Origin of the sequence: Actinobacillus capsulatus DSM 19761, from assembly GCF_000374285.1 — a bacterium.
GTDB classification, from domain to species: domain Bacteria; phylum Pseudomonadota; class Gammaproteobacteria; order Enterobacterales; family Pasteurellaceae; genus Actinobacillus; species Actinobacillus capsulatus.
Genome location: NZ_KB893930.1, coordinates 206,550 through 226,031 on the forward strand (window position 1 = coordinate 206,550; position 19,482 = coordinate 226,031).

The 19,482-nt window shown below is 40.0% G+C and carries 15 protein-coding genes, 6 tRNA genes and 1 pseudogene; 11 read left to right on the top strand and 11 right to left on the bottom strand.

All coding sequences use genetic code 11. The features are described 5' to 3' along the window. Window positions 1-630 (top strand): calcium-binding protein (locus C228_RS13110; protein ID WP_039770544.1); only part of this gene is annotated, 630 nt, incomplete at its 5' end. Window positions 631-747: 117 nt separating this feature from the next. Continuing rightward, window positions 748-4,206 (top strand): transcription-repair coupling factor, encoded by a 3,459-nt coding sequence (gene mfd / locus C228_RS0101055; protein ID WP_026313125.1) that lies wholly within the window; start codon window positions 748-750, stop codon window positions 4,204-4,206. Between the two features lie 62 nt (window positions 4,207-4,268). Here the strand turns inward: mfd and C228_RS0101060 are convergent, their stop codons facing one another. Next, the gene (locus C228_RS0101060; protein WP_018650875.1) at window positions 4,269-4,490 is read right to left on the bottom strand and encodes a sulfurtransferase TusA family protein; all 222 of its coding nucleotides are present in this window, start codon (window positions 4,488-4,490) and stop codon (window positions 4,269-4,271) included. Between the two features lie 27 nt (window positions 4,491-4,517). Further along, entirely contained in the window at window positions 4,518-5,546 is a 1,029-nt protein-coding gene (locus tag C228_RS0101065; protein ID WP_018650876.1) for a YeeE/YedE family protein, read from the bottom strand. 241 nt (window positions 5,547-5,787) lie between these two features. Here C228_RS0101065 and C228_RS0101070 point away from each other — a divergent pair. From C228_RS0101070 to C228_RS0101095, 6 genes are all read left to right on the top strand, one after another. Next, window positions 5,788-5,863: transfer RNA gene (locus C228_RS0101070), tRNA-Gly, on the top strand. 11 nt (window positions 5,864-5,874) lie between these two features. Then, a tRNA-Leu gene (locus tag C228_RS0101075) sits at window positions 5,875-5,961 on the top strand. 26 nt (window positions 5,962-5,987) lie between these two features. Continuing rightward, window positions 5,988-6,063 (top strand) — tRNA-Gly (locus C228_RS0101080). A 22-nt stretch (window positions 6,064-6,085) separates the two neighbouring features. Further along, window positions 6,086-6,172: transfer RNA gene (locus C228_RS0101085), tRNA-Leu, on the top strand. A gap of 32 nt (window positions 6,173-6,204) precedes the next feature. Continuing rightward, a tRNA-Leu gene (locus C228_RS0101090) sits at window positions 6,205-6,291 on the top strand. A gap of 46 nt (window positions 6,292-6,337) precedes the next feature. Further along, window positions 6,338-6,413, top strand: a tRNA-Gly gene (locus tag C228_RS0101095). Window positions 6,414-6,591: 178 nt separating this feature from the next. Here the strand turns inward: C228_RS0101095 and C228_RS0101100 are convergent. The 4 genes from C228_RS0101100 to C228_RS0101115 all read right to left on the bottom strand — a co-directional run bounded on the left by C228_RS0101100 (window position 6,592) and on the right by C228_RS0101115 (window position 10,619). After that, a complete protein-coding gene (locus C228_RS0101100) occupies window positions 6,592-7,089 on the bottom strand; it encodes a thioredoxin family protein (RefSeq protein ID WP_018650878.1) in 498 nt (165 codons plus the stop codon). Between the two features lie 32 nt (window positions 7,090-7,121). Beyond that, complete coding sequence (locus C228_RS0101105) at window positions 7,122-8,141, bottom strand: LacI family DNA-binding transcriptional regulator (protein WP_018650879.1); 1,020 nt, start codon at window positions 8,139-8,141, stop codon at window positions 7,122-7,124. Between the two features lie 69 nt (window positions 8,142-8,210). After that, on the bottom strand, window positions 8,211-9,644 hold the full coding sequence (locus C228_RS0101110; protein ID WP_018650880.1) for a glycoside hydrolase family 32 protein: 1,434 nt from the start codon (window positions 9,642-9,644) through the stop codon (window positions 8,211-8,213). A gap of 51 nt (window positions 9,645-9,695) precedes the next feature. Beyond that, the gene (locus C228_RS0101115) at window positions 9,696-10,619 is read right to left on the bottom strand and encodes an aminoimidazole riboside kinase (RefSeq protein WP_018650881.1); all 924 of its coding nucleotides are present in this window, start codon (window positions 10,617-10,619) and stop codon (window positions 9,696-9,698) included. Between the two features lie 190 nt (window positions 10,620-10,809). On the opposite strand from C228_RS0101115, the pseudogene C228_RS13115 reads away from it, so the two are divergent. Beyond that, a pseudogene (locus tag C228_RS13115) lies at window positions 10,810-11,259 on the top strand (DUF417 family protein). Between the two features lie 2 nt (window positions 11,260-11,261). Continuing rightward, entirely contained in the window at window positions 11,262-11,348 is an 87-nt protein-coding gene (locus C228_RS14975; RefSeq protein WP_281109840.1) for a hypothetical protein, read from the top strand. 139 nt (window positions 11,349-11,487) lie between these two features. On the opposite strand, the gene miaB is transcribed toward C228_RS14975, so the two are convergent. From miaB to ptsH, 4 genes are all read right to left on the bottom strand, one after another. After that, window positions 11,488-12,915, bottom strand: a complete 1,428-nt coding sequence (gene miaB, locus C228_RS0101125; RefSeq protein ID WP_026313126.1) for a tRNA (N6-isopentenyl adenosine(37)-C2)-methylthiotransferase MiaB — start codon at window positions 12,913-12,915, stop codon at window positions 11,488-11,490. A 185-nt stretch (window positions 12,916-13,100) separates the two neighbouring features. After that, window positions 13,101-13,601: a PTS glucose transporter subunit IIA gene (gene crr / locus C228_RS0101130; protein WP_005622167.1), complete on the bottom strand. Its 501-nt coding sequence runs from the start codon at window positions 13,599-13,601 to the stop codon at window positions 13,101-13,103. Between the two features lie 84 nt (window positions 13,602-13,685). Beyond that, window positions 13,686-15,407: a phosphoenolpyruvate-protein phosphotransferase PtsI gene (gene ptsI, locus C228_RS0101135; RefSeq protein ID WP_018650883.1), complete on the bottom strand. Its 1,722-nt coding sequence runs from the start codon at window positions 15,405-15,407 to the stop codon at window positions 13,686-13,688. A gap of 123 nt (window positions 15,408-15,530) precedes the next feature. After that, a complete protein-coding gene (gene ptsH, locus C228_RS0101140) occupies window positions 15,531-15,788 on the bottom strand; it encodes a phosphocarrier protein Hpr (protein WP_005598406.1) in 258 nt (85 codons plus the stop codon). A 253-nt stretch (window positions 15,789-16,041) separates the two neighbouring features. On the opposite strand from ptsH, the gene thiP reads away from it, so the two are divergent. Then, on the top strand, window positions 16,042-17,646 hold the full coding sequence (thiP, locus tag C228_RS0101145; RefSeq protein WP_281109841.1) for a thiamine/thiamine pyrophosphate ABC transporter permease ThiP: 1,605 nt from the start codon (window positions 16,042-16,044) through the stop codon (window positions 17,644-17,646). An 11-nt stretch (window positions 17,647-17,657) separates the two neighbouring features. Here the strand turns inward: thiP and C228_RS13860 are convergent, their stop codons facing one another. Beyond that, complete coding sequence (locus C228_RS13860) at window positions 17,658-19,457, bottom strand: DUF1998 domain-containing protein (protein WP_050560366.1); 1,800 nt, start codon at window positions 19,455-19,457, stop codon at window positions 17,658-17,660. Between the last annotated feature and the right edge of the window lie 25 nt (window positions 19,458-19,482).

The following is a 19,482-nucleotide window of genomic DNA, read 5'->3' on the forward strand; positions in this document are numbered from 1 at the left end:
CAAGAGCCAGTTCCACAAGAGCCAGTTCCACAAGGGCCAGTTCCACAAGGGTCAACCTGTGGTTGTCCGGAAGATGATGCTCCAACACCACCTTGGGAAGCTGATAACAAAATTTTTGGTGACGAATGTGACAACGTACTTTGTGGTACAGAAGATAAAGATATGCTCGATGGTGGTGCGGGTAACGATATTTTATATGGTTTCGGCGGTCACGATAACTTATTCGGTGGGGAAGGTAATGATATCTTAGTTGGCGGTCTTGGTGCTGGTGACTATCTTTCTGGTGGTGTAGGTAGTGATACTTATATCTTCAGTGGGAATTTCGGCCACGATGTGGTTGCAGACAAAGGTGCGAAAAGTGATTTTGATTTGATCAGATTCACTGATCTAAATTCAGATGAAGTAACCTTCAGCCTTAAAGGTAGCAACTTATTTATTACTGATACTACAAATGAAGGTAACTATATCGAAGTGGTTAACTACCTCAATGATGGTGCGAATTCAATTGAACAATTTGATTTCAAAGACGGTAGCGCAACAGTTGATGTAGTTTATAACGCTAATGGTTCTTGTGATATTTGTGTTTCATACACTCCATTACAACAAGAGCAAGTAAGCTTCTACGCTTAATTTAATATACTATCACTAATAAAGGGGGCTATTGCAGCCCCCTTTTATTAATCGGTTTTGTAAAAGTAAACCTTTGGGCTACAATATTTGCAAATTTTTCAACAAAATCGACCGCTTATGTCATTCATTCAGTTTAATCTGCCTTTAATTGCTCAGCAAGAAGGGGGCAAATTTCAAGATCATCAAACACTTGGTAATCTAATCGGGCATTCAGATACCTTAGCTATTGCTGAAGCAGCCACACAATTTAATGGTTTAAGCGTGGTGGTAACACTGGATACCCGTACCGCATTACGCCTTGAAAAAGCCTTAAAGCAATTCAGTAAATTACCAGTTTCGGTCTTTCCCGATGGGGAAACTTTGCCTTATGATAATTTTTCACCGCATCAGGATATTATTTCCGCCCGTCTTTCGGCGCTGTTTCATTTGCAACAAGGTAATAAACAGATTTTCTTATTGCCGATCAACACGCTGTTACAGAAAGTTTGTCCGCCGAATTATCTCGCCAATAGTGTGTTATTGATTAAAAAAGGAGACCGTTTTTCGATTCAATCGCTACGCTTACAGCTTGAAAATGCCGGTTATCGTGTGGTGGAACAAGTATTGGAATACGGTGAATATGCTGTACGTGGCGCGTTACTCGATCTTTACCCGATGGGAGCGGAAAGCCCGTTCCGTTTAGATTTTTTTGATGATGAAATCGATTCGATCCGCACCTTTGATGTAGATAGTCAACGTACGATAGCTGAGATCAACGAAATTAATTTATTACCGGCACACGAGTTCCCGACTGATAGCAACGGGATCGAGCATTTTAGAAGCAAATTCCGTGAACAATTCGGTGAGATTCGTCGTGAGCCGGAACATATTTATCAGCAAGTCAGTAAAGGGATTTTGAACGCAGGGATTGAATATTGGCAACCGCTATTCTTTGAAGAAATGGCGAGCTTATTTGATTATTTGGCGGAAAATACCTTATTTATTACCTTTGACGGTATTTCGGAAAAAGCGAAGCAGTTTCATAAAGATACCGCTCAGCGCTATGAAAGTCGCCGAGTAGATCCGATGCGTCCGCTGTTACCGCCGGAAAAATTATGGTTCTCGGTTGATGAAGTCAATCGTGGCTTAAAAGCTTATCCACGTTTGACACTAAGTGCGGAAAAAGTCAGAAAATCAGCAGCTAAACAGAATGCCAATATTGATAAGCTACCGGAATTAGCGATTAATTCGCAGTTAAAAGATCCGTTTGAGGCGTTCAATAAATTTCGTAGTAAATTCGATGGACAGCTTTTATTTTCGGTAGAAAGTGAAGGCCGTCGAGAAACCTTGCTTGAATTACTTTCACCGCTAAAAATTAAACCGAAACAAGTTAAATCATTAGCGGAAATTGATTCGCAAATTTCACTGATGATTTCACCGCTTGATCAAGGCTTTATCATTGAAAATGCAAGCGGTCAAAATTTAGCAATTATTTGCGAAACGGATTTCTTGGGCGAAAAAGTTCAAACAAAACGGGCGGAGAAAAATCGTAAAACGGTAAATCCGGATACGCTAATTCGTAACCTTGCAGAACTCAAAATCGGGCAAGCGGTGGTACATTTAGAAAACGGTGTCGGGCGTTATGCAGGGCTAACTGTGTTGGATGCCGGCGGTATTAAAGCGGAATACCTTGTGCTGCAATATGCAAACGAGGCGAAGCTTTATGTACCGGTTGCTTCATTGCATCTGATTTCCCGTTATATTGGCGGTGCGGATGAAACTGCACCGTTACACAAACTCGGTTCGGAAGCGTGGGCGAAAACACGTCAAAAAGCAGCGGAAAAAATTCGAGATGTTGCGGCGGAATTACTTGATGTGTATGCAAAACGAGAATCGCAAAAAGGCTTTGCGTTTGCCTACGATCGAGACAGTTTTATGCAATTTAGCCACACTTTCCCGTTTGAAGAAACCGAAGATCAAAAAACTGCGATCAATGCGGTAATCAGCGATATGTGCTTGCCAAAAGCTATGGATCGTCTTGTCTGCGGGGATGTTGGTTTCGGTAAAACCGAAGTAGCAATGCGGGCGACTTTCTTAGCGGTTGAAAACCACAAACAAGTTGCAGTGCTTGTGCCGACCACACTTTTGGCACAACAACATTTCGAGAATTTCAAAGATCGTTTTGCAAACTATCCGATTAATGTTGAGGTGCTTTCTCGTTTTAAAACCGCTAAAGAGCAAAAAGCGATTTTGGAAAAGGTGGCGGAAGGTAAAGTGGATATTTTGGTCGGCACGCACAAACTGCTACAAGAAGATGTACAATTCCGAGACCTCGGTCTACTCGTAATTGATGAAGAGCATCGTTTCGGCGTGCGTCAAAAAGAGAAAATCAAACAATTGCGAGCTAATGTTGATATTCTTACGCTTACCGCAACGCCAATTCCTCGCACGCTCAATATGGCGTTAAACGGCATGCGAGATCTTTCTATTATTGCTAGTCCACCAGCACGCCGCTTAACAATTAAAACCTTTGTGCGCCAACATGATGATTTGGTTGTGAGAGAAGCTATTCTGCGTGAAATTCTACGTGGCGGACAGGTGTATTACTTACACAATGATGTGGCAACGATTGAAAATTGTGCGACTAAACTAGCAGAATTGGTGCCGGAAGCTCGGATTTTGATCGGACACGGGCAAATGCGTGAACGTGAATTAGAACGTGTGATGAGCGATTTCTATCATCAACGTTTTAATTTATTGGTGTGCTCAACCATTATAGAAACAGGCATTGACATACCGACCGCTAACACGATTATTATTGATCGTGCGGATAAATTTGGCTTAGCACAGTTACACCAATTACGTGGACGTGTTGGACGTTCTCATCATCAGGCTTATGCGTATTTACTGACACCACCGCCAAAAACATTGACCAAAGATGCTCAACAGCGTTTGGAAGCGCTCAGTTCGATTGATAATCTCGGTGCCGGATTTGTGTTAGCGACTCACGATTTAGAAATTCGTGGGGCGGGCGAATTGCTTGGTTCGGAACAAAGCGGACAGATCGAAAGCATCGGTTTCTCACTCTATATGGATTTACTCGAAAATGCGGTAAAAGCGTTACAAGAAGGACGTGAACCGACTTTAGAAGAAATCACCCAAAATCAGGTAGAGATCGAGTTACGCATACCGGCACTGTTACCGGACGATTATGTACCGGATGTGAATATGCGTTTATCGTTCTATAAACGTATCGCCTCGGCAGAAAGTGTTGATGCATTGAAAGATTTGAAAGTAGAACTTATCGACTGCTTCGGATTATTGCCGGAAGCAACTAAGAATCTATTCCAAATCACTCAGCTTCGTCATGTGGCAACCCCACTCGGCTTGAAGAAAGTTGATGCAGGGATTAACGGTGGCTATTTGGAATTTAAACCGAATGCTCAGCCCGACCCGATGAAATTCTTGCAACTGATTCAATCGGATAAGAACGTCTATAAATTCGAAGGGGCGCAAAAATTCCGCTTTAATTTACCGCTTGCAAGCAATGCGGAACGATTGGAATTTGTTTCAGCTTTGATTGAAAAATTGGTTTAATTCATTAAGGGCAAGCGGTGAAAATTTGCAAGTTTTAGCAAAATGTCACCGCTTGCTTTTGGTTATTTCACAACGGTAATCGTCCACTTCGCATCATCAATTTGTTTGAAGTCGGTCACTTCATAACCTTCTTCAGCTGCCCAGTTTGGAATGGCTTCGGTAGCTTGAGTACAGTCAAATTCAATAACCAGCTCATCACCTTTATTCAGTTTTGCAATTGCTTCTTTAGCTTCCACAAGTGGAAAAGGACAGACTAAGCCGGAAGTTTCTAATTTTACTTGCATTCTTTATTCCTTATATAACTATAGTGTTTATGCGTTTGTACGTGGTTTAATAATGGTAAAATAGGCAGCAACCCAAGTGCCTAAAATCATTACAGGTAAAGATACCCAACCCTGCCATGAGAAAAATGACGTTTCTACTAAACCATTACCGATAGAACAGCCACCGGCAAGCGTTGCACCGATTCCCATCAATCCCCCGCCTGTTGCGCTGTAAATCACGGTTTTACTGTCTGGTACCCTTACTCTGAATTCATTTGCACCTTTCGCCGCAATAAAAGAACCAATTAAAATACCTAACACCAGTAATACGCCCCAGTTAATAAATTTGCTTTCTCCGGTAACTAAAAATTGCAATAAATTTGCAGAAGGGCTGGTAATACCTAAACCGAATTCACGCCCTGTCGGTACGCTAAAGACCCAAGCAAAAATCGCAATAATGCCGATGATGATAGCTGTAACAAGCGGATCCCAACGTTTTTCAAATAAAATGTGAGCTAGGCCTGTTTTTTTCGGTTTGAGTGTAGCGACTTTAGCTTTGGGCTTGCGTAGTTGTTGAAAGACGGCAAATCCAGTAATACCAACAAGCAGAATGACTAAAATCCAAGGAGAAATACCAAAACTTTCATAAATGGTTTTATGTTTGATATTGATACTACGTAATACATTGTTAAATGAACCTAACGGGCCGGTTCTTAGCATTGCACTAAATAGCATATAAGTTGCTAATGCGATCCAGCTACCGACTAACCCCTCACCGGCGCGGTACCAAGTTCCGGTCGCACAGCCACCGGCGAGAATGATACCGATGCCAAATAGAAAAGCTCCACTTATAACAGCAATAGGTGCAAAGTTTTCAGCCGGTTGGAAATTAATAAAACCGACTTCTTGAAGGATAAAAAAGCCGATGGATTGAATGCTGATTGCAATCAATAGTGCGATAAACATCTTTTTGTTTTTAGTTATGTATAGGTCTCGGAATGCGCCGGTAATACAAAATCGTCCGCGTTGCATAACGAAACCAAGCAATAAGCCACAAAATAGACCTGAAATTAGCATAAGTTCTCCTGACAAACATAAAGTGCAACCATTATTAGGAAAACTGAAGTATAGATTCCAATAACTATTCTGTTTTCTTTATTGCTTTTTGGAATAATAAACGGGGTTTCTAGCAAAAAATCGTCAAATGGATCGAATTTTCGCCTAATGAAACTTTTTTTGAAATTTATGTTTGACAACTTTTCAAAAATCCCTAAAATACTGCTCATGAAACGCTACGTAAGAACGTAGCGTTTTTATTGCGGGAATAGCTCAGTTGGTAGAGCACGACCTTGCCAAGGTCGGGGTCGCGAGTTCGAGCCTCGTTTCCCGCTCCATTTTAAGATGAGCCCGAGTGGCGGAATCGGTAGACGCAAGGGATTTAAAATCCCTCGCCTTTCGGGGCGTGCCAGTTCAAGTCTGGCCTCGGGCACCATTTTAGAATGACAAAATTTAAATTATGCGGGAATAGCTCAGTTGGTAGAGCACGACCTTGCCAAGGTCGGGGTCGCGAGTTCGAGCCTCGTTTCCCGCTCCATTTTAAGATTTAAAACGGTTGTGCCCGAGTGGCGGAATCGGTAGACGCAAGGGATTTAAAATCCCTCGCCTTTCGGGGTGTGCCAGTTCAAGTCTGGCCTCGGGCACCATTTTAAAGCTTAAAATAAAATTAATTATCGAAGCCCGAGTGGCGGAATCGGTAGACGCAAGGGATTTAAAATCCCTCGCCTTTCGAGGCGTGCCAGTTCAAGTCTGGCCTCGGGCACCATTCGATAGTAAACCTCCAAATTATTCTAAATTAAAATAATTTCAATGCGGGAATAGCTCAGTTGGTAGAGCACGACCTTGCCAAGGTCGGGGTCGCGAGTTCGAGCCTCGTTTCCCGCTCCATTTCATCATACCAAAGCAGATAGCACCATGAGGTGCTTTTTTTATATCTAAAATTTCTCTTTCCTCAAGCAAAAAGCGCATTCCGAAGTTTTATTCGTATTATCGTTTATAAACATCTTATATAGAAAACCCACCTATTAAGGCTTGGAAGCGCTTGTAAGGTGGGTTATTGGAGAGGTTACGCATTCTTCGTTAGAATCGCTAATAATTCTGCTTCGACTTGTTTACCGAATTTACCCATACGGAAATCAGCTTTTATCTCATCAAATTTTTCTGGCTCCGCTTCCATTTTCTGTTTTAAGAATTGCGGAAATTCACATAAAACCAATTCAGTTTTGCCGTGACGAATATCAAAGATACTTGGAATTTTCTGTGCAGAAATAACCGCTTGTTGTTGCTCATCACTGTCAAAATGCTTACGCTCTTTGTTATCTTTACGTGAAACGTATTTCACTTTGATATTCGGATTGAGCTTCGTCATACGTTGGAAGTAAGCAACGATTTCTACACAATCCGGACAATAAGGCTCAGCCATTACTAGCCAATCTCCCTGTACGCCGAGTGCTTTGAGTTTTTCCTCGGTTTCCGCTTCAAGTTTGACATCAACGTAAACTTCAAGCTGATTTTCACGGTCTTCGTCACTGCTAAATTCTAAATATTCATAAAAATGTGCCATAGGATATCCTTTTAAAAGTAGCTAGACTTGTTTTAGTGTCGCCAAATAATTTCACAATCGACTTTGGCATTGTTAATCGCTTTGCGTTGTAATTTTTCTCGTATAAGCTGGAATGTTTTCAGTGCAATTTGTTCATGATCTTGCGCAATTGAGTGAATATGAAACGGTAATGCGTCTAATAAATGGTGATCGTCAAAAGTTGCTAAATGTAACTCTTGATTCATCAATTTTGCCATTTGTTTATGTTCGGTTAAGTAACGTAATACCCCTTCCAAAATTGTGTAAGAGGCGGTAAATACCGCTTCGGGCAAGCGTCCCAAACGTTCAACGATTTCGGCAAACATTTGATAGCCCGATTCCGGTTGGTAATCTTTATGTAAAATCCAACTGCTTTGTGCCACTAAGTGTGATTGCTCCAAGCCTTCATAGAAGCCTTCTAAACGAGAAGCACTCGGCGAAAGCGAAAGTTGTCCGCCTAAATAGAAAAACTCTTTCGGCTGATACGCGCGTACAATATTTTCCACCAACTTCGCCACACTTGGCGTGTCATCACTGATAATGTAATTCAGCTCCAAATTCGGAATATGGCGGTCGATATGTAAAACCGGCGTATGGCGAATGATTTTTTGATAATAATTCGGATCTTGGTGGGTTGGTGCGGTAATCAGCAAATCAACCTGACGATCCAATAAACGTTCAATTACCAGTTTTTCTTGTTGCGGGTTATCATCGGAACAGGCAATTACTAACTGTAAACCGTTTTCTCGGCATAGCTTTTCAAGGTTGCGAGCGGTTGAGGCAAAGCCGTAATTGGTGAGATCCGGAATCACCAAACCAATAACGTTAGAACGTTGTGCTTGTAATGCTTTCGCATAAACATTGGCACGATAACCGTATTGTTCAGCAATTGCTTGTACTTTTTGGCGAGTTTCAGATTTGATACGAAAATCATCGCTTTTACCGTTAAGAATCATACTGGCAGTCGTTTTCGATACACCGCTGAGTGCGGCAATATCATTGAGCGTTAGACGTTTTTTAGGTTTTGATTCCACGGTTTTTTCCTCAAAAATGATTTTCGTATGGAAGTAAAACGGCACAAGTTTTACTTGTGCCTTATTATTTTAATTTTGGATTTGAATTGCCTGCACTTGGGCAATTTGTACGGTTAACGGACGAGAAGTTTCTAACAGATTGAGGCGATTTGCAATAAAGAATCGTGATGTCATCACTTTTTCTCCGCCATTGATGAAAATTTCTACTACAGAACGGTCAAAGAAAATCTCTAAGCTGTCGAGTTTATCGACTTCACAGTGACGCATGCTATCAAATTTTTCCATTAGCTCAGTTTGCTCTGTTGCACTGCGATCTAGCGTTAATAAACCGTTTTCATAACGTAAGCCTAATGTTTGTCCGTTATCATTACTAAAGAAGTTTAATGCAAGCGGTTGATTTTCGACAGAAATTTGCAAATAGGCGGTATCAAGATTGTCGATTGCAATTTTTTGCTCAACTTCGACCGCTTGTTTTGCGGCTAATTTAACGATTGGTGTTTGCTTAATTTTGCCGTCTTCTACCTTTATTTGACGTGGCAGACTTAAGGTTGAATGCCATTTATATTTATCGGTCGGATAAGTTAAATCCGGTAAGCCGACCCAACCGAACATAATACGATCAGAATTCTGTACCGATTGCGGCGCATAGAAATCAAAACCGTAGTCCAGTTCTTCGATATGCTCGGCGATCAAATTGTTGCCGTCTAATTTGCCCAGCGCATAGGTAGCATGATAATTGTTTTGGAACTGATGCGCTTCACGAAGTTTACCTTGTGGTGACCAAACAAACACATCTTTACCGCCAAGTTGAAATAGATCCGGACATTCCCACATAAACACATTGCTGTTATCAAAGTCTTTGACCGCTAATTCGGAAATTAAACGAGGCGTGCTATCAAGATCATCCATTTCATAAACCAAGCAGGTGCCGGTTAGGTTCTCTCGTTGTGCACCAAGCACAAAGCGAATTTTACCTTCTGCGGTAATAAACGGTTTAGGATCACGAACGTGCTCGGTATAGCCAGCCGGTGTTTGGTCGATAATACAACGTTTTTCCAATAATTTGCCCGATTTATCAAAAATCGCAATGTTTTGGTGCGGAACACGTTGGTTATCGCTCGCACGGCGAGTATTACCAGTATAGAACGCTACGATTTTGTCTTGCCACATAATTGCACCGCCTGAATAGCAACCATGTGATTCAAACATTTCATCTGGGATCAAGCGGTCGAATTTTTCAAAAGTTTGGAAATCGCGAGTAATAAAATGTTCCCAGTGTTTCATACCGTGCATGGCATCATAAGGGAACCATTGCACGAAGATATGGTATTTTCCACCGTCAAAAATTAAGCCGTTCGGATCGTTAAATAGACCGGTTTGTGGCGCTAAATGGTAGGTCGGATAGAAATCCTTATCAGAAAGTACGGTTTGACGGATTGTCGCTAATTCGCCTTGTTCTGCTGCGTGAAGGCTTTTGTATTTGCCGTTATTGAAAATGTGCATAGTAAAATCCTAAGTTGCAAAAAAGCGGTGAAATTTCACCGCTTGCTGTGATTATTGCGCTAAAAATGCTTCTAGCTCAGCTTTGTTTGGTAATGCTGACATCGCCCCTTTTGCGGTTGTCGCTAAAGCGCCTGAAGCATTCGCTTTACGAATAACATCCACTAATACGCTTTCGTCTTTCCAATCCGCAACCTGCGATAAACCGGCAAGTAAACCACTTACAAACGCATCGCCGGCACCAGTGGTATCAACCGGTTTTAACGCTTTGCCTGCAACTACTTGGCTGTTACCGTTTAAGTGATAAATCGCACCGTCTTTACCTAAAGTAATAATAATTAATTTCTCTGGATATTGCGTGGTAATCACTTGAGTTGCTTGTTCAAGTGTAGTGGTATTGGTTAATAACGTTAATTCTTCTTCAGAGAATTTGAGTACGTCTGCCATCGCTACCACGCTATTTACCACTTGTTTCATATCTTCAAGACTTGCCCAAAGCGATTCACGTAAATTCGGGTCAAATGAGAAGAAACCGCCCGCCTCTTTTACACGGCGAATCGCTTCAATTGTGGTAGAACGTGAAGGATCATTGATAAGAGCGATAGAACAGCAGTGTAGGAAATCGCCTTTTTGGAAGGTCGGTAAATCACTGACTTCAAGAAATTGATCCGCACTTGGGGTCACCATAAAGGTAAAGCTGCGTTCACCGTCATCTAAGCCTACAATCACCGTCGAGGTACGTTGTTTCGGATCGAGGATCATATGTTCGGTCGAAACTTTTTCCGCATTAAGTGTTTGCTGCATAAATTTGCCTAGCGGATCTAAACCTACTCGACCGATAAAACCTGCTTCAACGCCTAAACGTGAAACACCCACTGCAACGTTTGCCGGTGCGCCGCCCGCACATTTTAAATAGTGATTTTCACCATCCGGAATTAAATCAACCACCGCATCGCCGGTTACCCAAATCTTGCTCATACACGCCTCTTTATCTAGTAAAAAATAGTTAATTTATCTTAGCTAAAACGGTTTAGTTTTGCAAAAACTATTTCAAATTTTACCGCTTACCAATTTTAGTCATTATAATTTAAACGAAGGTTTCATACACGAAGGAATTACTGATGAAAAAGTAGCTATCAGCTTTATTCGTATTGTGATTTTTATCGTAATGGCGTGGATTGGCGGACTCAAAGTATGCCAATATGAGCAGACGGTATCACACATTTTGTATCGAATAGCCCATTCTTCAGTTATCAGTTATATGTATGAAAAAGGCCCGAATCTAGTGCCGAATGACAAAGGATAAATGGCGATGGAATATATCTTACATAAAAACCCTGAAGGCAAAATGGTGGCGAAAAATATTGAATGGCATAAAGAAAACGGCACTTACACCGCTTCTTATATTATCGGTGCAACGATTGTAACCGTTGGTATTTTAACCTTACTTGGAATTTGTAATGCGACAGCCGGTTTAGCATGCAGGCTGCTTACTTTTGGTATGTTGTTGGTGACGCTTTCTTTCTTAAATTACGACACTGGAGACATGGGGGCCGAACCTCGGATACGCCGACGCCGGCATACAATTTCCCTTATTTATCCGGTGTTGGTCGCTTGATTGTGAAAGATATTATTATGATGGCAGGCGGCTTAACCGCAGCAGCAGAATGTGCAAATCGTATTCTTGCACGTAAGAAAGCGGCATAAGGAGAGCATCATTCGACAAGCGGTCTTTTTTGCTGCAAAATTTGCAAAAAATAGACTAAATTTGACCGCTTGTTATAGCTAGGTACAATGTTTGTACATAAAAAACTCAGCCATAAGGCTGAGTTTTTTGTCTAATCTTTTACAGATTTACGACGTATTTGCCAACGCCCAGTTCATCTTCTTTACGAGTACGAGCAATCACGCTTGCCGCAGATTCTACGACACGTAAGCCCATTTCGTTTTCGGTACGAACCACATCGCCGCGTAGTGAGTTAGTATAAACATCAGTGATTTTAATATCTACAAATTTACCAATCATATCCGGTGTGCCTTGGAAGTTAACGATACGGTTATTTTCGGTACGGCCGGTCAATTCCATAATGTCTTTTTTAGATGGGCCCTCCACCAATACACGTTGTTCCGTGCCTAACATTGCACGGCTGAATTGCATAGCTTGGTGATTGATACGTTGTTGTAAACGCGCTAAACGTTCTTTTTTCTCTTCTTCCGAAATATCATCCGGTAAGTCAGCTGCCGGTGTACCTGGGCGAGCAGAGTAGATAAAGCTGAAGCTCATATCAAAGTTTACTTGTTCGATCACTTTCATCGTTTGTTCGAAGTCTTCCGCCGTTTCACCCGGGAAGCCAACGATAAAGTCTGAACTGATCTGAATATTCGGACGAACTTCACGTAATTTACGAATGATCGCTTTATATTCTAATGCCGTATGATTACGTTTCATCATGGTTAATACACGATCCGCACCGCTTTGAATCGGTAAGTGTAAGAAGCTCACTAATTCAGGTGTGTCACGATAAACTTCAATGATGTCATCGGTAAATTCAATCGGATGGCTAGTGGTGTAACGCACACGGTCGATACCGTCAATCGCCGCAACTAAACGCAGTAACTCTGCAAATGTGCAGATGCCACCGTCAAAAGTTTCACCACGGTAAGCATTTACATTTTGACCAAGTAAGTTCACTTCACGTACGCCTTGTTCTGCTAATTGTGCGATTTCAAATAATACGTCATCCACCGGACGAGAAACTTCTTCACCACGTGTGTAAGGCACTACGCAGAATGAGCAATATTTATTACAACCTTCCATAATTGAAACGAAAGCGGTTGGACCTTCGGCACGAGGTTCCGGCAAGCGGTCAAATTTTTCAATTTCCGGGAAAGAAATATCAACGATCGCACGGTCTCCGCCACGGATTTTGTTGATCATTTCCGGTAAACGGTGCAATGTTTGCGGGCCGAATACGATATCAACAAATGGCGCACGCTCACGAATGTGTTCGCCTTCTTGTGAAGCTACACAACCACCTACGCCGATAATTAATTCCGGTTTATCTTTTTTCCAGTTTTTCCAGCGACCAAGTTGCGAGAATACTTTTTCTTGTGCTTTTTCACGAATTGAGCAGGTATTAAGTAATAAAACGTCCGCTTCTTCCGGTTTATCGGTAAGCTCTAGCCCGTGAGTAGAATTTAGAAGATCCGCCATTTTGGATGAGTCGTACTCATTCATTTGGCAGCCCCAAGTTGTAATATGTAATTTCGCCATAATGTCTCAAAAATAATAAGTTATTAATAAGTAGAAAATAAAAGCGTAAAGAGAAATCCCTTTACGCAAAACTTATGTCCATTTTACCCGTTTGATTATTTTTTCGCTATAACTAAATAAAATTAAACCAATAAAAATGCCACGATATTTTACTATCGTGGCAGCGATTTATTCAACTAAATCAATTACTTAGTTAATGTTAATACAACGCTTTCACCAGCAACAACTTGACCGACTTTTTTGTCTAGGTTGCTAATTTCATCCATATTAGAAATAACAACCGGTGTTAATACTGATTTTGCTTTGCTTTCAAGTAATTCTAAATCAAATTTAATAATCGGGTCACCAGCTTTTACTGATTGGCCTTCTTGAGCCACACGGGTAAAACCTTCGCCTTTTAATTCAACCGTATCAATACCGAAGTGAACGAATAATTCAACACCTTCATCCGATTCAATTGAGAATGCGTGGTTTGTTTCGAAAATTTTACCGATAGTACCATTTACTGGCGCAACGATTGTGTCACCGTTTGGGCGAATTGCAACACCGTCACCAACGATTTTTTCAGAGAAAACAACATCTGGTACATCTTCGATGTTTACGATTTCACCTGAAAGAGGCGCATAAACTTTAACCTCTTTTGCCGCTGCTTGTTTTGAGCCAAATAATTTGTCGAAAAAGCCCATAGAAATCTCCGTTATTTAAATAATAAACAAAATCCTCGTACATTCTATACGAGAATTCTGTTTTTGTATGCTATTTATTGAAAATTAGTTCAGTTTAGCGTAAAAATCGTTAACTAATTTTTCAATGTCAGCTGCTGTCGGCTGTGCTAATGCTTCGTCTGCAAGCGCTTTGGCATCAGCATAGCTGATTGAGCGAGCAAGTTTTTTTACGTGAGGTACAGAAATTGCACTCATACTAAACTCGTCTAAGCCCATGCCTAATAATAATGCTGTTGCACGAACATCACCCGCTAACTCACCGCACATACCGGTCCATTTACCTTCAGCGTGTGAAGCATCAATCACTTGTTTGATTAAGTTCAATACTGATGGACTTAATGGGTTGTAAAGGTGTGCAATGATTTCATTACCACGGTCAACCGCTAAGGTATATTGGGTTAAGTCGTTAGTACCGATACTGAAGAAATCCGCTTCTTTCGCAAGGTGATGTGCATTTACCGCTGCTGACGGAGTTTCAACCATGATACCTAATTGAAGGTTTTCATCGAATGCTTTACCTTCAGCACTGAGCTGTTCTTTTAATTCCGCAACGATCGCTTTTAATTCACGAATCTCTTCTACAGAGATAATCATTGGGAACATTACTGCTAATTTACCGAATGCCGAAGCACGTAATACTGCACGTAATTGTGTATCTAAGATTTCACGACGTGTTAAACCGATACGCACCGCACGCCAACCTAAGAACGGGTTCATTTCTTTCGGTAAGTTTAGGTACGGTAATTCTTTGTCGCCACCGATATCCATGGTACGTAATACCACTTGTTTACCGCCCATCGCTTCAACAATTTCTTTGTACGCCTGGAATTGTTCTTCTTCGCTCGGTAATTCGCTACGATCCATAAATAAGAATTCAGTACGATATAAGCCGACCGATTCACCACCATTACGTAATACGCCGTCAACATCGCGGATTGTGCCGATGTTACCTGCAACTTCGATACGGTGACCGTCTAAAGTTTCCGCCGGTAATTCTTTTAATTTTGCAAGTTCTGCTTTTTCGGTCTCAACACGTTCTTGAACTGCTTTGAATTCTGCGATTTCTGCGTCTGAAGGATTAATGTGAATTTGGTTATTTACCGCATCTAAAATTAATGTATCACCGGTTTTAACACGTGCAGTAATATCATTTGTACCAACGATAGCAGGAAGCTCTAATGAACGAGCCATAATTGAAGTGTGAGATGTACGGCCACCAATATCAGTAATAAAGCCTAATACTTTATCTAAGTTTAATTGTGCCGTTTCAGAAGGTGTTAAGTCATAAGCAACAAGAATAACTTCTTCTTGAATATCACCTAAATCAATGATATGCATACCAAGAATGTTACGTAATAGGCGGTTACCGATATCACGAATATCCCCGGCACGTTCTTTTAAGTATTCATCATCAATTTCTGCCAGCATAGAAGCTTGCATATCAATCACTTTACTTGTAGCAACATCTGCAGTTACAAGGTTATCAGCAATATAGCCTAAAATTTCTTCTTCAAGCTCTTCATCTTCTAAGATCATTAAGTGACCTTCAAAGATAGCTTCTTTTTCTTCACCAAGGGTGCGTCTAGCTTTCTCTTTAATCGCTGTTAATTGCGCCGCTGCTTTTTCACGGCCGGCAAAGAACTTCGCTTTTTCAGCTTCAATTTGATCTGCTGTGATTTTCTGAGTATGGAGTACGATTGGCTCTTCTTTTAATACGAGTGCTTTACCAAACACAATGCCTGGAGAAGCTGCGATACCTGTAATCATAGTCTGTCCTTGTTTTAAAAGTGATTCGGTAATGCTTAGATAGCATAATACAACCCTATTACTCCACTTTATGATTCAGTCGAGTAGGATAGGGTTGTCTTGTAAATGGGAGCTAAAGAATAATTATTCTAAAGTAGGAATTAAATCTACTAAGAAATCAACTGCTTTTTGTTCGTCTTCACCTTCCGCAGAAATAGTGATGGTTGTACCTTGAGTTAAACCTAAAGTTTGAAGTTTGAATAAACTTTTTGCGCTTGAGCTTTTACCACCAGAAGTTACGGTAATGTCTGAAGCGAAACCTTTAGCTGCTTTTACAAACTCAGCTGCAGGGCGAGTGTGTAAACCGTTAGGTGCAGTAATAACAACGTCTTTTGAGTACATAAGAAAATTCCTCTTGAATTTTAAAAGTGAAAAAAATCTGTTTTGGTAATCAAACCTATTACTATTTGTGCTAACTTTACTACAAAAAAGATCTAAAAACACGCTTAAAACCAGAAAAACTTTTGATAAAAGTCGAATATTAGCGTATTTATTGACCAAAATGAGTTAACTTTGCCTCACGTCAATTTTTAGATGACAAAATATAACCAAACGTTTGCGTAAAAATAGTTTAAAAAAATGTTAAAATAAATCGATTAATTTTATTATTGAGGAAATAATGTTTCATTCTGTATCAAAATTCCCCGCATGGTTAATATATATTACCATTGTTGCTGTTTATATTTTTAGCTTGTTGGCATTGGTCGGACATCAACAGGAGGAAACGGTTTGGCAATTTTCAGAAATGTTGCCGATTTTAAAATATAGTGTGTTGCAAGCCGGTTTATCCGCATTATTTTCTACTTTATTCGGTGTTTTATTAGCACGTGCCTTTTTTTATTTAGATTTCCTCGGGAAGTCCGTTCTTTATAAAATCATTTCTTTTGTTTGGGCGTTGCCTTCACTGGTTGTTATTTTTGCTATTATCGGATTCTGGGGCAGTTCGGGAGCATTTGCTCATTTTCTTCAATTTTTAGGAATAAAGTGGGAACTGCAACTTTACGGTTTGCATGGTATTTTATTTGCCCATTTATTTTTTAATATTCCTTTTGTGATGAAATATTGTTTGGAAGGGCTAAATCTGATTTCAAGCGGGCAGCATCGTTTAGCGGCACAGTTGAATTTACGAGGTTGGAATTATTTCCGTGTCGTAGAATTACCAACCTTAAAAAGCATTTTGCCTTATGTCTTTGCTAATGTATTTTTGATCTGTTTTACCAGCTTTCCTATTGTGCTTATTTTAGGTGGCAGCCCTAAATACAGCACCTTAGAAGTTGCAATTTATCAAGCGGTCACTTTTGAATTTGATTTTGCAAAAGCCACAATGCTGATTATGCTGCAATTAGCGGTTGGTCTTTTGTTGCAATTATTGATAGATATGACGGCAAAGGTTGCGTTTAAACAGACTCAAAAAGCACCGTTATCAGTGGAACTATGGAGGCCTAAGCCTTTAGGCTGGCGAAAGTTCGGTTTACAAGCGGTGATGTTCTTGCAAAGTTTTGCAATTATTCTACCGCTTGTCACCATCTTATGGGCGGGAATATCCGTTTCTGATTTTGGTGAGCGTTTACTCAATCCAAGCTTATGGCAAGCGGCTTGGTTTTCTTTCTTATTAAGCCTAATTGCCTCGAGCGTAGTGTTAGTGTTAGCGTATTTATTAGCTTTAGAAACACGAAAGTTAGCTTTTGCAAATAAAAAATGGCAATACGGATTATTAAACAGTGTGGCAACTTACCCGCTGATTTTTCCGGTATTTTTATTAGCGGTAGGGTTATTTGTCTTATTAATTGATGTGGAATTAAGCAGCACGCAATTATTATGGTTAGTCAGTGTATGTAATGGTGTAATTCTTTTACCTTATATTTATCGACTAATATTTGCCGCAATGTGGCATTCGTTTACCGCACAAGATAAATTAGCTCGCAGTCTTGGTTTAACCGGATTTCGCCGTTGGTGGATAGTGGAAAAAGATTACTTAATTCGACCGCTTATCAGTGCCTTTGCTTTTGCAATGTCTTCCAGTTTGGGCAGCTTTGCGGTGATTGCATTTTTTGGTAGTCCGGATTTTAGTTCTCTTCCTTATTTGTTATACCAACAGCTAGGTAGCTATCGAACCGAAGATGCTGCGGTCACAGCTTTAGTATTGATGTTATTTACATTATTGCCTTTCTTATTAATTGAAAACAAAAAAGGGGCATAGGCCCCTTGTTGTTAGTTAATTTTTACTGCTATTACAGTTTGGTAATCTGAACTCTTAATAGTTGCAGCTTTTCTTACCTCATCTAATCGTTTTACTTGCTCATCAGCATTTCTTTCGAAATCAAAACTATACAGTCCATTAGCTTCTATATTCCAATAGCCCATACCTTGATCGAAGAAAATTTGGGTTTTCTGACCGGATTTAAATACAATCGTAAGAGAACGACTATGTGGTAAATCTCTATTACTATCTAAAATATCAAATTGAACATTTAAGCCTGTTCGTAATGAAAGATATTTTTCTACAACAGATTGATAGTCACTTTTTCTCTGCCAATCGTGTTTTAATAAGCGAGATGGTTGATAATTTACACTTGGCGTTAAAACACTTTGTACTCTTATATCAGGTTTAGATGTTCCTGCAGAACTTTTTAAGACTTCTCCAAGCAGTAAAATCATTATTGGATTACGTAAATATCTATCGCAATAGTGTAATTCGATAATTTCATCATTTTCAAGTAATGCTTTTAATTCTGCATTTTGTTTTCCCAGTAGAGATTTTAAGCCTTTTCCAAATTGATTAAGTGGCTTGTTACTTAGTTCATCAGATAGCTCTATTACAACTTGATTAGTTAAAGAATTATCGCTTTTAAATACAATGTCAGTTCCTACAATTTTTTCTTCATCATAAGAATAAATAACAATATTACTATTATTAAGCCATTTCTGACCCAATACTTTTGCATCCTGTGTCTGTGTAGCGAGTGTAAGTAGCCCTTTCTCTGTTTTAACTTGGTAAATAATATGCTTATTTGCTTTAGCATAAATAAAATGAATGCCAAGTGATTGTAATTGAACAAAAAATTGCTGAATCTCTAAGTTATAGTTTGCTTGTGATACAACGAAAATAATCTTCACATTAGCGGATAATAAAGGTAATAGTTGGTGGCGAATTTGGGAGAAAGAAATTTGCCATTCATCGCTATTTTCAGATAAAACAAAACTAATCTCACTCACATTTTGATTGAGTAAATCTCGTAATTTTTCGGTTAAATTCAATGCACTATATTGTCCATTTTTTATCAAACTTTGATATTCTTGTGGAAGTGCGAGATGCTGTCTGAAAGAGCCTAACCATTGTAATGCTTGTTGGCGATTGAGTTTATCCGTATCAAAACGCGAATCGTTTTCTAATAAGCAACTTGAACAATAAGCATCGCAATGATGATCGCAATCTAAAATCTTCAACATTTTTTGCAAAATAGCATTGATGTGATGTATTGCATTGCTAGCAAAACCTGCTCCGCCTGAAATGGAATCAAATAGTTGTAATGCAAAACTAGAGTGCTGTCCTTGTAAGATTAACGGGCGAACACTATATTGCACCTCATTAATTGAAATACCAAGTTGTTCAGTTAATGCTCGACGTAGTGCTACAGCTAATGTGATTGCTATTGCACGATCTTCTTTTCCATTCCCTAAATAACCTTTTTCAGGACTGCGTAAAACTAGTTCAAAAACATCTGTGTGAGTTGAAACTCCTAAATGAATATTACGCAGAATATTCCCTGAACAAACGGTGCGTTTCTCGCTATCTTTTAGATTAACTGCTTTTGGGGAATAGTGTAGTGATTTAGGATCTTCAGGGTTTAATTTTGCTGGGAATTGATCGTCTTTTGTCATTGATTCTGCTCGACCACAGCCCATACAAACTGCATAGCCATTACCACCAAAACCAGAGTTATGGTAGAAAACGTGTCCTTGGCTATCTGCTCGCATAAAACCAAGTTCAGGTGCAGGTAAGGCTTTCATTTCTCCTTTAGCAATAACCCAAGCA